The sequence below is a fragment of the Ruegeria sp. AB6 genome (assembly GCF_056542685.1).
The window spans coordinates 734,278-749,050 of the sequence record NZ_JBQGAD010000001.1; the positions used below are offsets into that span (position 1 = coordinate 734,278).

General features: G+C 58.9%; 13 protein-coding genes. 8 read left to right on the plus strand and 5 right to left on the minus strand.

Annotated elements, in window-relative coordinates; all coding sequences use genetic code 11:
• Positions 1 to 66: 66 nt before the first annotated feature.
• From fdhF to ACR0DB_RS03680, 3 genes are all read right to left on the minus strand, one after another.
• Positions 67 to 2,850, minus strand: a complete 2,784-nt coding sequence (gene fdhF, locus ACR0DB_RS03670) for a formate dehydrogenase subunit alpha (protein WP_480548944.1) — start codon at positions 2,848 to 2,850, stop codon at positions 67 to 69.
• Between the two features lie 14 nt (positions 2,851 to 2,864).
• A complete protein-coding gene (locus ACR0DB_RS03675; RefSeq protein WP_480548946.1) occupies positions 2,865 to 4,568 on the minus strand; it encodes an NAD(P)H-dependent oxidoreductase subunit E in 1,704 nt (567 codons plus the stop codon).
• Positions 4,569 to 4,653: 85 nt separating this feature from the next.
• Positions 4,654 to 5,535 carry a LysR family transcriptional regulator gene (locus ACR0DB_RS03680; protein ID WP_170769931.1) on the minus strand — a complete coding sequence of 294 codons (882 nt, stop codon included), beginning with the start codon at positions 5,533 to 5,535 and terminating at the stop codon, positions 4,654 to 4,656.
• 156 nt (positions 5,536 to 5,691) lie between these two features.
• Between ACR0DB_RS03680 and ACR0DB_RS03685 the strand changes: the two genes are divergently transcribed.
• Positions 5,692 to 6,048, plus strand: a complete 357-nt coding sequence (locus ACR0DB_RS03685) for a YybH family protein (protein ID WP_170782911.1) — start codon at positions 5,692 to 5,694, stop codon at positions 6,046 to 6,048.
• Between the two features lie 22 nt (positions 6,049 to 6,070).
• Here the strand turns inward: ACR0DB_RS03685 and ychF are convergent, their stop codons facing one another.
• A complete protein-coding gene (gene ychF, locus ACR0DB_RS03690) occupies positions 6,071 to 7,168 on the minus strand; it encodes a redox-regulated ATPase YchF (RefSeq protein ID WP_170769929.1) in 1,098 nt (365 codons plus the stop codon).
• Between the two features lie 193 nt (positions 7,169 to 7,361).
• On the opposite strand from ychF, the gene ACR0DB_RS03695 reads away from it, so the two are divergent.
• The 7 genes from ACR0DB_RS03695 to ACR0DB_RS03725 all read left to right on the plus strand — a co-directional run bounded on the left by ACR0DB_RS03695 (position 7,362) and on the right by ACR0DB_RS03725 (position 13,378).
• Positions 7,362 to 7,847, plus strand: a complete 486-nt coding sequence (locus ACR0DB_RS03695; RefSeq protein ID WP_170782912.1) for an acyloxyacyl hydrolase — start codon at positions 7,362 to 7,364, stop codon at positions 7,845 to 7,847.
• Between the two features lie 78 nt (positions 7,848 to 7,925).
• Positions 7,926 to 8,717: a tryptophan synthase subunit alpha gene (trpA, locus tag ACR0DB_RS03700; protein WP_170782913.1), complete on the plus strand. Its 792-nt coding sequence runs from the start codon at positions 7,926 to 7,928 to the stop codon at positions 8,715 to 8,717.
• Between the two features lie 153 nt (positions 8,718 to 8,870).
• On the plus strand, positions 8,871 to 10,037 hold the full coding sequence (locus ACR0DB_RS03705) for an alpha-hydroxy acid oxidase (RefSeq protein ID WP_480548948.1): 1,167 nt from the start codon (positions 8,871 to 8,873) through the stop codon (positions 10,035 to 10,037).
• A gap of 247 nt (positions 10,038 to 10,284) precedes the next feature.
• The gene (locus ACR0DB_RS03710; RefSeq protein WP_480548950.1) at positions 10,285 to 10,938 is read left to right on the plus strand and encodes a 50S ribosomal protein L25/general stress protein Ctc; all 654 of its coding nucleotides are present in this window, start codon (positions 10,285 to 10,287) and stop codon (positions 10,936 to 10,938) included.
• Between the two features lie 126 nt (positions 10,939 to 11,064).
• Positions 11,065 to 11,745 (plus strand): aminoacyl-tRNA hydrolase, encoded by a 681-nt coding sequence (gene pth / locus ACR0DB_RS03715; RefSeq protein WP_170782914.1) that lies wholly within the window; start codon positions 11,065 to 11,067, stop codon positions 11,743 to 11,745.
• Between the two features lie 82 nt (positions 11,746 to 11,827).
• Positions 11,828 to 12,991, plus strand: coding sequence for a serine hydrolase domain-containing protein (locus ACR0DB_RS03720; protein ID WP_480548952.1), 1,164 nt, complete (start codon positions 11,828 to 11,830; stop codon positions 12,989 to 12,991).
• 9 nt (positions 12,992 to 13,000) lie between these two features.
• Complete coding sequence (locus ACR0DB_RS03725) at positions 13,001 to 13,378, plus strand: DUF2237 family protein (RefSeq protein ID WP_170769922.1); 378 nt, start codon at positions 13,001 to 13,003, stop codon at positions 13,376 to 13,378.
• A 120-nt stretch (positions 13,379 to 13,498) separates the two neighbouring features.
• Here ACR0DB_RS03725 and trpB read toward each other — a convergent pair whose 3' ends face one another.
• Entirely contained in the window at positions 13,499 to 14,746 is a 1,248-nt protein-coding gene (gene trpB, locus ACR0DB_RS03730) for a tryptophan synthase subunit beta (RefSeq protein ID WP_480548954.1), read from the minus strand.
• Positions 14,747 to 14,773: the final 27 nt, after the last annotated feature.

The following is a 14,773-nucleotide window of genomic DNA, read 5'->3' on the forward strand; positions in this document are numbered from 1 at the left end:
GTTTGGACGCACGAACCCTGCTGTCAAGAAAAGTTAAAGGCGGCCATAAGGGCCGCCTTTGTTCGGTTATTCCGCCGCGATAGCGTCTTCGATCTTTTCTACCCTGATGGCCGAGAACTTGAACTCGGGGATTTTGCCATATGGGTCGATAGCCGAGTTGGTCAGGATGTTGGCCGCCGCCTCGACGTAGGCGAAGGGGATGAACACCATATCCTCGGCAATCGCACGGTCGGCGCGCACCATGATGTCGATGCTGCCGCGACGGGTCGTCAGTCGGATTGTCTCGCCCGGCTCGATCCCCATCAACTTAAGCGTTCGGGGGTTCATCGAACAGTTCGCCTCGGGCTCAACCGCGTCCAGAACGTTGGACCGGCGCGTCATCGACCCGGTGTGCCAGTGTTCCAGCTGACGGCCCGTAGTGGCAATCATCGGGTATTCGTCATCCGGGGCTTCATCCGGCGGGATAACGCTTGCCGGGGTGAACTTGGCCTTACCGTCCGTTCGCGGGAAGCCATCACCAAACACGATGGACTGACCAGGATCGGTTTCCGACAGAGACGGATAGGTGATCGTCTCGGACTTCAGTCGATCCCAAGTGATGTTATCGAGCGATGCCATTGTCAGCTTCATCTCATCAAACACCTGAGACACGTCCGTGTAGCCCCAGTTCAGCCCGATGCGCTGCGCTAGTTCAACAGTGATCGCCCAGTCCTCGCGCGCCTCACCCGGAGGCGGCACGGCGGGGCGCACCCGCTGCACCTGACGGTTGGTGTTCGACACGGTGCCGTTCTTTTCATACAGCGCCGAGGCAGGCAGGATGATGTCGGCATAGTTCGCTGTCTCGGTCAGGAAGATATCCTGCACGATCATCAGGTCCAACTTGGCCAGCGCATCGCGGGCGTGGTTCACATCCGGGTCAGACATGGCCGGGTTCTCACCCATGATGTACATACCCTTGATGTTGCCCTGATAGGCTTGGTCGATGATCTCGGTCACCGTCAGACCCTTCTCGTTCGAGAAGTCGTCCGAGTTCCAGACCTCGTTGAACTTGGCGCGAATGCCATCGTCAGTCACGGTCTGATAGTCGGGCAGGAACATCGGGATCAGACCCGCGTCCGAGGCACCTTGCACGTTGTTCTGACCGCGCAGCGGGTGCAGACCTGCGCCGGGTTTTCCAACGTTGCCGGTCATCAGGGCCAGCGAGATCAGGCAGCGCGAATTGTCCGTGCCGTGGATGTGCTGACTGACGCCCATCCCCCAGAAAATCAGACCGGCCTTGGCCTGCGCAAAAGTGCGCGCGACGCGGCGCAGCTGATCGGCTTCGATACCGCAGATCGGGGCCATTGCTTCGGGCGTAAACTGGCGCAGATGCTCTTTCTCCGCTTCCCAGTTCTCGGTCCAGCGGTGGATGTACTGGCTGTCGTAAAGCTCTTCCTCGACGATCACGTTCATGATCGCGTTGAGCATCGAGACATCCGCCCCGGGGCGGAATTGCAGCATTTCATCCGCAAACTTGCGCATGCCGACGCCGCGCGGATCCATTACGATCAGCTTGCCGCCGCGTTTGGCGAATTGTTTGAAATACGTTGCCGCGACGGGATGGTTTTCAATCGGGTTCGACCCGATAATGATCGCCACGTCCGCGTCCTTGATGTCGTTGAACGCAGCCGTCACAGCGCCTGATCCGACGTTTTCGATCAACGCCGCAACGGACGACGCGTGGCACAGACGGGTGCAGTGGTCGACATTGTTATGCTTGAACCCCTGACGGATGAACTTCTGGAATAGATAGGCTTCTTCGTTGGTGCATTTGGCCGAGCCGAAACCGGCCACGCTGCGCGGGTCTTGGTCGCGCAGGGCCACCAGTTTGGAGGCGGCCAGATCCATCGCCTCTTCCCATGTCGCTTCGCGGAAATGGGTCGACAGGTTCGCGGGATCGACATTCAGCCCCTTGGCAGGCGCGTCCTCGCGCCGGATCAGCGGCTTGGTCAAACGGTGCGGGTGGTGGATGTAATCAAAGCCAAAACGGCCTTTGACACACAGACGGCCTTCGTTGGCGGGGCCATTGATGCCCTCGACGTATTTGACCTTGCCGTCCTTAACCTTCAGCGAGACCTTACAGCCCACACCACAGAACGGGCAGACGCTTTCGGTTTCGCTGTCATAATCCTTGCTGTCGCCCTTCTGCTGATCGTCCAGAACGGTGGCAGGCATCAGCGCGCCGGTGGGGCAAGCCTGAACGCATTCACCACAGGCTACACAGGTCGAATCGCCCATCGGGTCGTTCTGGTCGAACACCACCTGCGCAGTATGGCCACGACCGGCCATGCCGATCACGTCATTCACCTGAACCTCGCGGCAGGCACGGACGCAGAGATTGCAGTTGATGCAGGCGTCCAGATTGACGCGCATCGCAACGTGGCTGTCATCCAGCAGCGGGATTTTCTCGGCCTCTTTCGCAGGGAAACGGCTGCCCGATACATCGTTCAGCTTGGCCATATCCCAGAAGTGGCTGGAGGTGTCATGCGCCTCTTCCGGCTGATCTGCGACCAGCAGTTCCATGACCATCGCGCGTGATTTCTCGGCGCGGTCACTGTCGGTCTTGACGACCATACCGTCCGCTGCGGGTCGGATGCACGAAGCGACCAGTGTGCGTTCGCCCTCCACCTCGACCATGCAGGCGCGGCAGTTGCCGTCGGGTTTGTAGCCGGGCTGCGGCTTGTGGCACAGGTGCGGAATGGTGAAACCTTGCCCCTTGGCGGCTTCCCAGATGGTCCAGCCCTCGGGCACGGTTACATCTTCGCCGTTCAGGTTGAAGGTGACGGTCTTGTTTGGGCTTGCGTCTAGCATGGCTCTGTCTCCCCTCAGATTTCGTCAGCGAAGTGTTTCATGACCAGGCGGATCGGGTTTGGGGCCGCCTGCCCCAGACCACAGATCGAGGCATCACCCATGACCTGACACAGGTCTTCCAGCAGATCGGTGTCCCATTTTTCGGCTTGCATCAGCTTGACCGCCTTTTCGCAGCCTGCGCGGCAGGGCGTACACTGGCCGCAGCTTTCATCCTCGAAAAACCGCAGCATGTTCAGCGCCGCATCGCGGGCGGTGTCCTGATCGGACAAAACGACCACAGCAGCGGACCCGATGAAGGTGCCATGCGGTTGCAGCGTGTCGAAATCCAGCGGGATGTCATCCATAGATGCGGGCAACAGCCCCGAAGACGGACCGCCCGGCTGGTAGGCCTTGAAGGTCTGACCTTCGGCCATCCCTCCGGCCGCTTCGATCACGTCCAGAATGGTCGAACCGGCGGGCAGTAGATAGACGCCCGGCTTTGCCACACGCCCCGAGACCGAATAGCTGCGCAGGCCCTTGCGGCCGTTCTTTTCGGTGCTGTTGAGGCATTCCGGCCCCTCGCGACACACCTTGGTGACCCAATACAGCGTCTCGACATTGTGCACCAAGGTCGGGCGGTTAAACACGCCGACCTGCGCCACGAACGGAGGACGGTGACGCGGTAGGCCCTTCTTGCCCTCGATCGATTCAATCATCGCGGATTCTTCGCCGCAGATATAGGCACCGGCCCCCCGGCGCAGATCGATGTATCCTTCTTCGACGATCCCGGCCTGTTCCAGCGCGGCAATCTCACGGCGCAGAATTTCCAGCACCGCCGGATATTCGTCGCGCATGTAGATGAAGCAGGTTTCCGCCTCGACCGCCCAAGCGGCGATCAGCATGCCCTCAAGGAAGACATGCGGCGTACGCTCCAGATAGTAGCGGTCTTTGAACGTGCCGGGCTCGCCCTCGTCCCCGTTCACGGCCAGATAGCGGGTGCCTTCGTTCATGCGAACAAAGCCCCATTTCTTGCCCGACGGGAAGCCCGCACCACCCAGACCACGCAGGCCCGAGGACAGGATGTCTTCCTGCACTTGTTCCCAATCGCCACCGTCGCGCAGCTCTTTAAGCTTGGCATAGCCGCCATTGGCCTCATAGGCCGCGAAGGCTTCGTAGTCAGGCAGATGCGCGTGGGTGTCATCAGCCGCAATCGCAGCCTGCACCTTTTCGGGGGTCGCGTGGTCGATATGGTTGTGACCGATCTCAAGAACAGGCGCAGTATCGCAGCGGCCCATGCAGGGCGCGCGCACGACGCGGACCTGCGAGGCATCCAGACCGTCCTCCAGCGCCTTTTGCAGCTGCTGGGCACCGGCCATTTCGCAGGACAGGGAATCACAGACACGGATCGTCAGCGCGGGCGGAGGCGTCTCGCCCTCTTTCACCACGTCGAAATGGGCATAAAAGGTAGCGGTCTCATAGACCTCGGCCTGACCGATGCGCATCTCGACTGCCAGAGCGGCGATGTGGTCGGCGCTGATATGGCCGTGTTCGTCCTGAATCAAATGCAGGAATTCGATCAGCAGATCACGGCGGCGCGGGCGATCGCCCAGCAGGCGCGCGATCTCGGCCTGTGCCTCATCCGTGAACTGACGGCCTTTGGGCGTGTGCCGCCCTTTGCCTTTGCCTGACTTCCAGACGCCCTTGGCTGCGCCTGATGGCTTGGTGTCTAATGGTGCCATGATGCCCTCCGATTAAGGCCCCGTGTCTCATCAGACTAGCATATCGTCAAATCTCTTATCGCAATCGCACGATAACGACAGCTTATCACCGCAATGAGGCGACAACGGCGCGCAAAGCCTCGACCGTGGGCAATTCGGGCTCGCGCGTCAGGGTGGCCAGACAAATCGGTTTGCTGACAACAGGATCGACCAGCGGCAGCACCTTGGTGCCCCGTAAATCGCCCAAAGCCCGCACCAGAACGCGCGGAACAACAGTGGCTGCCAGCCCCTCGCGCGCCATGACCATCGAGGCTGTAAAGCCGCTGGTTTCCGCCACCACGTGCGGATGCAGGCCCTGTTCGGCGAATATTCGATCCAGAATGCGGCGGTTCTGCATCTGCGGCTCAAGTAGGCTGATCGGAAATTCGGCCACCTGTGCCCAGGGGATCGGACCCGTCTGTTCGGTCATATGCGAAGGCACAAGCAGCACATAGGTTTCCTCGTACAGAGGCTGCACCTGCCGCAGATCGGTGCCAATGCTGTCGCCATAGGTGATGCCCGCGTCCAGACTTCCCTCATCCAGCCGGTGCTGAATGGCGCTGGCCGACATGGTCTCAATCCGCGACAGGATGCGTGGATGCGCCTGCTGCAAACGCTTGATCAGCCGCCCGGTGAAAGCGATCGCCGTCGGAATGACCCCTAGGATCAACGTGCCCGTAATCTCTCCCCGCGCGGCCAGCACTTGTTGCTCCAGCGCCTTGGAATCATCCAATATCCGCCGTGCCCGACGAACCATCATCTCGCCCTCTTCGGTGAGGCCCTGAAACCGGTTGGCACGACGGACGATCGAGACACCCAACCGGTCCTCAAGATTGCGGATGCGCATCGAGAACGCGGGCTGCGATATCCCGCATTCCTCAGCTGCCTTGGCGAAATGTTGGTGTCGCGCAAGGGCGCTAAGGAGTTGGAGGTCGCGGATTTCGATCATATTCGAGTTTTCCAATAACGGGCCGACGACCACTTTAGCCGTATTAACCTGCGGGAAAAGCACCGTCTGCAGGCGAGCATACCTTTGAACGCATTCTTGTCTTACTCAAGATACTCGCCTGTAATACACGGCAAGGGCAACACGGAGAGGCTTCGGATGACCGCAGTAGAAGTTTTTCAGAAATTGTATGACAAGTATGTTGATTGCTATCGGTTAAAAGATGCAACTGGTTGTGCGTCATTCTTTATGGATGACGCACAACTATTTTCGCCCTACGGCCCTGCAGCCAAAGGCCGAAAGGCTATAGAAGCTACCCATTCTGAATGGGTTGAGGAAGGTGGCGAGGACAAAATCGTTACGGTTGTTCAGGCCGGCATCGACGGTCAAATCGGCTGGTGCCTTGTCCACTTTAGTGAAGGGACGACCGGTTACGGGACATCCCTTAACGTTTTGTACCGGCAACCTGACGGCGGGTGGCTGATCAGCCATTGCAGCCTGAACGAAAAGCTCTGATACAGACGTTTGCCAGACGGGCTCAGTTGTTAAACAAAAAGTGCATCACATCGCCATCCTTGACGATGTAACCCTTGCCCTCGGCGCGCATCTTGCCTGCCTCCTTGGCTCCTTGCTCGCCATTAGCGGCGATGTAGTCGTCATAGGCGATGGTTTCGGCGCGGATGAAGCCTTTTTCGAAGTCACCATGGATCACGCCTGCGGCTTGCGGCGCGGCGGTGCCGGTGCGGATGGTCCAAGCGCGGGCCTCTTTCGGGCCTACGGTGAAATAGGTTTCCAGCTTGAGCAGGTCGTAACCGGCGCGGATCAGACGGTCGAGGCCGGGTTCTTCCAAACCCATCTCGGTCAGGAACATCTCGGCTTCGTCTGCTTCCAGCAGGCTAATCTCTTCTTCGATCTTGGCGCTGATGATGACGTGAGAATTGCCCTGCGCGGCAGCCATTTCAGCGACCTTGGCGGAATATTCATTGCCCTCGGCGGCTTCTTCTTCGGACACGTTGCAGACATACAGAACCGGTTTGGTGGTCAGCAGTTGCAGCATCTTCCACGCCTTGGCGTCCTCGGCCGTAACCTCAACCAGCCGCGCGGGTTTACCGCTTTCCAGCATAGCCTGCGCTTCGGCCAGCAGGCGGTCTTGTTGCTGCGCCTCTTTGTCGTTGCCCTTCAGCTTGCGCACCAGATTGGCGCGGCGCTTTTCGATGCTTTCCAGATCGGCCAGCATCAGTTCGGTCTCGATCGTGTCAGCATCAGCCACCGGGTCGACACGGCCATCCACATGGGTCACATCGCCATCTTCGAAACAGCGCAACACATGGGCGATCGCGTCGGTCTCACGGATATTGGCCAGAAACTGATTGCCCAGCCCCTCGCCCTTTGACGCCCCCTTCACCAGACCGGCGATGTCCACGAAGGTCATGCGCGTCGGGATGATTTGCTTCGAGAACGCAATTGCCGCCAGCTTGTCCAAACGCTCGTCCGGCACGGCCACGTCGCCCACATTCGGCTCGATGGTGCAGAACGGGAAATTCGCCGCTTGCGCCGCGGCAGTCTTGGTCAGCGCGTTGAACAAGGTCGACTTGCCCACATTCGGCAGACCCACGATTCCCATTTTAAAGCCCATTGCGGCCTCCTGAAGCGATGTGACGGCGTCTTCTAGGCGGGTTGTGGAAAATGCGCAACCCAAGCGGTGCAACCGGCAGATGGCCACCGCAGCTTCACTAAACCGTTACGGTATTTGTACTTGCGTGAGTTGAACCGCGCGGGTCATGGTCCCCAATTAGGAACACACACACAATTAATTGACGAAGAACCCAATGAAAGCGTTACTTACTTCTGTCGCCTTGCTCGTGGCTGCAACCTCGGTACAGGCCCAATCTGTCATCTTTGGCGCGGGTTTTGCGGATTTTTCTAACGGCAACGGCGACGATCAGGGCGTCTTTTCGCTAGAATACCAGCATCGCCCGTTTCACGAAGCAACGCGTTTCAGCGCTGGTCTGGGTACAGCCCTGACTGTCGACACCGACGGTGACACGCATATCGGCGCAGGTCTGGTGGGCATCTATTCCTTCTCGGATCGCTGGTTCGCTGAGTTGAGTGTGATGCCAGGCTACTTTAACGCCTCTAACGGCGACAATGACTTGGGTGGTGGCTTTCAGATTCGTAGCCTTCTGGGTGTTGGCTATACTTTGGACAGCGGCAACGCCATTTCGCTGGCTGTCACTCACAAGTCGAACGCCAGCACAGAAAGCTTCAACCCCGGCGTCAACGCACTGTTCCTGCGGTATCACTACGGGTTCTAGGCCAATCTGAGCGGTCGGGATTGATTTCCGGCGAAAGTTTCTGCACATCAGGTTCAAACCTGAATGCAAGGACCGCAGATGACCCGTATCGACGCCAAGTTCGCCGCTCTCAAGGCCGAGGGTAAAAAGGCTTTCGTTGCCTATATCATGGCTGGTGATCCCGACTTTGACACCTCGCTTGAGATCGTCAAAGGATTGCCGGGGGCCGGTGTGGACGTGATCGAGCTTGGCCTGCCTTTCACCGATCCTATGGCGGATGGTCCGACCATCCAGGCCGCAGGTCAGCGTGCCCTGGACGGAGGGATGACCTTGCAGCGCACGTTGGACCTGGCCAGTGCATTCCGCGAAACGGATGACACGACGCCGATTGTTCTGATGGGATACTACAACCCGATCTACAGCCGTGGGGTAGAAACCTTTTTGGCCGATGCCAAAGCAGCTGGCATCGACGGGCTGATCGTGGTGGACTTGCCGCCCGAAGAAGACGACGAACTCTGCCTGCCTGCGCAGGATGCAGGTCTGAACTTCATCCGCCTTGCGACCCCGACGACCGACGACAAGCGCCTACCGCGCGTTTTGCAGAACACGTCCGGCTTTGTGTACTATGTCTCAATCACCGGTATCACCGGCGCGGCCGAGGCCCAGGCCACCAATGTCGGCCCCGAAGTGGCCCGCATCAAATCCGCCACAGACCTGCCCGTCATCGTCGGCTTCGGCATCAACACGCCCGAGAAATCGCAGGCCATTGCAAGCGTTGCTGACGGGGCCGTAGTGGGATCCGCCATTGTCAGCCAAATCGCGGATGGCAAACCGGTGGCCGAGGTTCTGGATTTCGTAAAATCCCTATCTGACGGCGCACACTCCGCCTGACCCTGCCCTGCTCGACATCAAGACCATGAACCGCGCCTGGAGGCCCCAGTCGCGGTTTTGTGTTAGCGCACTAAAATCCTGCTCAAACCTTACATTGCGACGCGGCATAAAGATTGGTAAACAAAGTGAACCAATCCTACGAAAGCCTGCTTCATGCCCGTCATCACCAACATAGAAGACCTCAAACGCATCTATGAGCGGCGTGTCCCGCGTATGTTCTATGACTATGCGGAAAGCGGCAGCTGGACCGAGCAGACCTTCCGCGACAACAGCTCGGATTTCGATGACATCCGCCTACGGCAAAGGGTTGCCGTCGATATGTCAGGGCGTTCAACCGCATCGCAGATGATTGGTCAGGACGTGTCAATGCCGGTCGCCTTGGCCCCGGTCGGTCTGACGGGCATGCAACACGCGGACGGAGAGATCAAGGCCGCCAAAGCCGCCGAGGAGTTCGGCGTGCCCTTCACCCTGTCCACCATGTCGATCAACTCGATCGAAGACGTGGCAGAGCACACGACCAAACCGTTCTGGTTTCAGCTCTATACGATGAAAGATCAGGACTATGTCAGCCGCCTCATTCAACGAGCCAAGGACGCCAAGTGTTCCGCGTTGGTCATTACACTGGATCTACAAATCCTGGGCCAACGGCACAAAGACCTCAAGAACGGCTTGTCAGCACCGCCAAAGCTGACGCCTAAAACTATCGCAAACCTCATGACCAAATGGTCCTGGGGGATTGAGATGCTGGGCGCCAAGCGCCGCGAATTCGGCAACATCGTCGGCCATGTCGAAGGGATATCAGATGCGTCATCCCTTGGCGCGTGGACGGCCGAGCAGTTCGACCCCAGCCTCGACTGGAACAAGGTCGAAAAACTGATGGAGCAATGGGGCGGCAAGGTGATCCTCAAGGGCATTTTGGACGCCGAAGACGCAAAGATGGCCGCCAAGCTGGGGGCGGATGCGATTGTTGTCTCAAACCACGGCGGTCGCCAACTGGACGGCGCGCTCAGTTCAATCCGGGTACTGCCCGAAATCATGGACGCCGTAGGCAATGATGTCGAAGTCCATTTAGACAGTGGCATACGCTCGGGCCAGGACGTCTTGAAAGCCGTCGCCCTGGGTGCGCAAGGCACCTATATTGGCCGCGCCTTTGTCTATGGTCTGGGAGCGATGGGACAAAAAGGTGTCACCACCGCGCTGGAGGTGATCCACAAGGAACTCGACACAACAATGGCGCTGTGCGGTGAACGCAATCTCGGGGACGTCGGGCCGCACAACCTGTTGGTGCCCGAAGATTTCGGGGGCCGTTGGCAAAAGTGATCACTGGGTCAGGGGGCTCTGCCCCCGCCGCCCGTTCCGGGCGCCTCTCCCGGGATATTTTCAGCCAGATGAAGTCTGGATCCGCTCTTCATCTGGCCCCAAATATCCCGGAGCGCGAGGCAGAGCCTCGCAAAAAAACGATGGCTCAAAAAAGCCCTTTCCAAATCCAATGAATCAAGCTAAGGACGCGGCTTCACGCGGGCATACAGCCTTGGAGGATGCCCGCCCTAACATTTGGAGATATATCATGGCTGGTGAGATTCCTGATCTCGTAGCTCTGGAACGGACGGGGACAGGCAAGGGCGCCGCTCGTCAAGCACGCCGCGACGGCATGGTTCCGGGCATTGTTTTTGGTGGCGACAAAGAGCCGCTGCCGATCAACATCCCGTTCAATGTTCTGTTCAAGCGCCTGAAAGCAGGCCGATTCAAGTCGACCCTGTGGAACCTGAAGGTTGAAGGCCACGAAGACGTTCGCGTCATCTGCCGCGACGTTCAGCGTGACGTAGTCAAAGACCTGCCGACCCACCTGGACCTGATGCGTCTGCGCCGGACCACCAAGATCGCGCTGTTCATCCCCGTTGAGTTCGTCAACGAAGACGAAGCGCCCGGCATCAAGAAGGGCGGCGTTCTGACTGTTGTCCGTCCCGAGGTTGAGCTGGTCTGCACCGCTGGTGACATTCCTGAGAAGATCACCATTGATCTGACCGGTCTGAACATCAACGACGTTGTCACCATCTCGTCGGTTGACCTGCCCGCAGGCACCAAGCCGACCATTGACCGTGACTTCGTGATCGCCAACATCTCGGCCCCGACCGGCCTGTCGTCCAGCGACGATGAGGAAGGCGAAGAAGTGGCCGCGGATGAGGTTGAAGTCGTCGGCCAGGACGCAACCGAAGAATAAACCCAGACCCGGTGTTTGGAGTTTGAAGCGGGGCCTGATCCAGGCCCCGTTTTCTTTTGCCCTGTGGGCTGGAAAGCAGGGGGCAAACCGTGGCATCAACCTGTAGCATCAGACAAGGGCGCTCTTATGAAACTGTTTGTCGGATTGGGGAACCCCGGATCGAAATATGCTCGCAACCGGCACAATATCGGCTTTATGGCCGTGGACCGGATTGCCGAAGATCACAATTTCGGCCCCTGGAAATCCAAGTTTCAGGCCGAGATCGCCGAAGGTCGTCTTGGCCGTGAAAAGGTTCTGCTGATCAAGCCGCAAACCTTCATGAACCGCTCAGGCCAGTCCGTGGGCGAGGCGATGCGGTTCTACAAGCTGGACTCAACCGACGTGACCGTTTTCCATGACGAGTTGGACCTTGTCCCTGGCAAAGTGCGAGTCAAGGCAGGCGGCGGGCATGCGGGGCACAATGGACTGCGGTCAATCCACGAACATATCAGCCCCGCCTATGACCGGGTGCGCCTTGGGATCGGGCACCCGGGGCGGAAAGAGATGGTCTCGCCCTATGTTCTGGGCGACTTCGCCAAGGCTGATACCGACTGGTTGGATGATGTGCTACGCGGTGTCTCGGATGGTGCAGGGCATCTGGCCGATGGTGACGGTGGCAAGTTCATGAACGCGGTTGCCATGCGCACCGCGCCGCCGCGATCGTCGAAAACTGCAGACAAAGCGCAAAAACCTGCGCCCCAACCAAAGCCGGAACCACAGGTTGATGACCGCTCGGCGATGCAGAAACTGCTGGATAAGTTCAAATAGCCCCTTAGCTCTTGCCGTAACGTCCTGATTGCAGATGGCTGCCGCACGCGGTCCAATGCGGCACGTCTATGGGAGGAGACATATGAGATCACTGCTGAAGTGGATGTTGCGCGTCGCCTTGATGCTGGCGCTAGCCGCAATCGTTGTCGGGGTCTGGAAGCGCGAAGAAATTCAGCGGCTCATGGCCGTGAACTCTTTGTTTGCAGAAGAAAAGATCGTCCACAATTTCTCTCATATGGATGAGGCGTTTCTAACGGTCGCTTTGCCCCGTGGCAACGGCCCAACCAGCGAATTGCCCTATGGCGCTGGATTCGACCTGCCCGAGGGCACCGATCAATGGACCGAGGACCGGGCGGTGACGTCCCTGCTGGTGATGCAGGATGGCGAGATCCGGTTTGAGGAATATTATCTGGGCACCGGACCCGACGATCACCGGATTTCATGGTCGGTTGCGAAAAGCTATCTATCAGCCCTGTTCGGCATCCTGCTGGCCGAAGGCGCGATCGGGTCGCTGGACGATCCGGTGGTGCAATATGCGCCCAAGCTGGCGGGAACGGCCTATGATGGCGCAACAGTCCGCAACGTGCTGAACATGGCAAGTGGCGTCACCTTTAACGAAGACTATTTCGACCCGAACTCCGATATCAATCGGATGGGTCGCGTGGTGGCCTTGGGTGGTGAGTTGGACGATTTCGCGGCCTCGTTGCAGGACACTTTCGTAGAACCCGGCGCGCAATGGCAATACGTGTCCATCGACACACATGTCATTGGCATGGTGATCCGAGGGGCGACCGGGCGCAGCGTCTCGGATCTGTTGACCGAAAAGATCGTTCAGCCGCTAGGTCTGGAACAGGATGGTTACTATGTGGCGGACGGTGCCGGAGTGGCCTTTGTGTTGGGCGGGCTGAACTTTACCACCCGTGATTTCGCCCGCTTTGGGCAGATGATCCTACAAAATGGCACCTATGGGGGGCAGCAACTGGTCCCTGCCGACTGGATCGCCGAATCCGTTCTGCCCAGCGCCCCAACACAGGCGGGCAAGATCGGGTATGGCTATCAGTGGTGGATTCCCGTCGGCGCGCATGAGGGTGAGTTTCTGGCCCGCGGCGTCTATGGCCAATATATCTATTTCGATCAGCCTCGGGGCGTTCTGATCGTAACAACCGGCGCGGACCGTAAATTCCGCGATGACGGGGTGAATGAGGCCAATGTAGAAATGTTCCGCAGCATCGCGCAAAGCCTGTAAAGTCGGATTATGCAGAAACAGGACAGCATAAATGTACTGGGCGGCGTGCTTGCGCCCTGTTCCCGCGATCCGCTGACCGGGTTCTTTCGCGACGGCGCTTGCAACACCTGCCCCGAGGATCAGGGCAGCCACACCGTCTGCGCTGTGATGACAGCCGAGTTTCTGGCTTTTTCCAAATATGTCGGCAACGACCTGAGCACCCCTCGACCAGAGTTCGACTTTCCCGGCCTCAAACCCGGGGATCGTTGGTGCCTGTGCGCCGGGCGGTTCCTGCAAGCGCATGACGAAGGCTGCGCGCCCATGGTACACCTTGAGGCCACACACCAACGCGCCTTAGAAGTGGTGCCGCTGGATATACTACGCGACCACGCGGCTGCAGGTGATTGAGACCTGACTGAACCTCTGGTTTGCGACATCAATAGACCGCCGCGCGGGCCCTCTTGTGGGCGCGGTCAAAAAAACCGGCCCTGTTTTGGGGCCGGCTCCAAACGTTTAACGCTATGGCGCTTAGCCCGCCGTACGCCCTTCGGTATCTGACATATCGAAGTTCAGATACTTGGCCACGGTCTGCACATCCTTGTCGCCCCGCCCGCACATGTTCATACAGATCAGGTGATCCTTGGGCAGGTCGGGCGCAATTTTCATCACGTGGGCCAGCGCGTGGCTGGGTTCCAGCGCCGGGATAATCCCTTCGGTAGCGCAGCAGAGCTGGAACGCCTCGAGTGCTTCTTTGTCGGTGATCGAGACATAGTTCGCGCGGCCAATATCGTTCAGCCACGAATGTTCCGGCCCGATACCGGGATAGTCCAGTCCGGCCGAAATCGAATAGCCTTCCAGAATCTGTCCGTCATCATCTTGCAGCAGATAGGTGCGGTTGCCATGCAGCACGCCCGGACGACCGCCGGTCAGCGAGGCGCAATGCTCCATCTTCTCGTTTACACCTTTGCCACCAGCCTCGACACCGATGATATTGACGGATTTGTCGTCAAGGAACGGGTAGAACAGGCCCATCGCGTTCGATCCGCCACCGATGGCGGCAATGATCGTGTCGGGCAGACGACCTTCGGCCTTCATCATCTGTTCCTTGGCTTCCTTGCCGATAATCGACTGGAAATCGCGGACCATTGCAGGGTACGGGTGTGGACCGGCTACGGTGCCAATACAGTAGAACGTGTCGCGCACATTCGTCACCCAATCGCGCAGCGCGTCATTCATCGCGTCTTTCAGCGTGCCACGACCGGACGTGACCGGAATCACCTCGGCCCCCAGCAGGCGCATACGGAACACGTTGGGGGCCTGACGCTGCACGTCATGGGCACCCATATAGACAATGCACTTCAAGCCGAACTTGGCGCAGACTGTGGCGGTGGCCACGCCGTGCTGCCCTGCGCCGGTCTCGGCGATGATCCGGGTCTTGCCCATACGGCGCGCCAGAATGATTTGGCCCAGCACGTTGTTGATCTTGTGCGCGCCGGTGTGGTTCAGCTCGTCGCGCTTGAGGTAGATCTTCGCGCCGCCCAAGTGTTCGGTTAGGCGTTCCGCGAAATACAGCGGCGAGGGACGACCCACATAGTTCGCCCACAGATCATCCATCTCGGCCCAGAAGGTCGGATCGTCTTTGGCCTTCTCATATTCCTCTTCCAGCGACAGGATCAGCGGCATCAGCGTCTCGCTGACAAACCGCCCGCCGAAGATGCCGAAACGGCCCTGCTCATCCGGGCCGGACATGAAGGAATTGAAAAGATCGTTGGCCATGGGTGTCTCCCTCGTCATTCCCGTAGT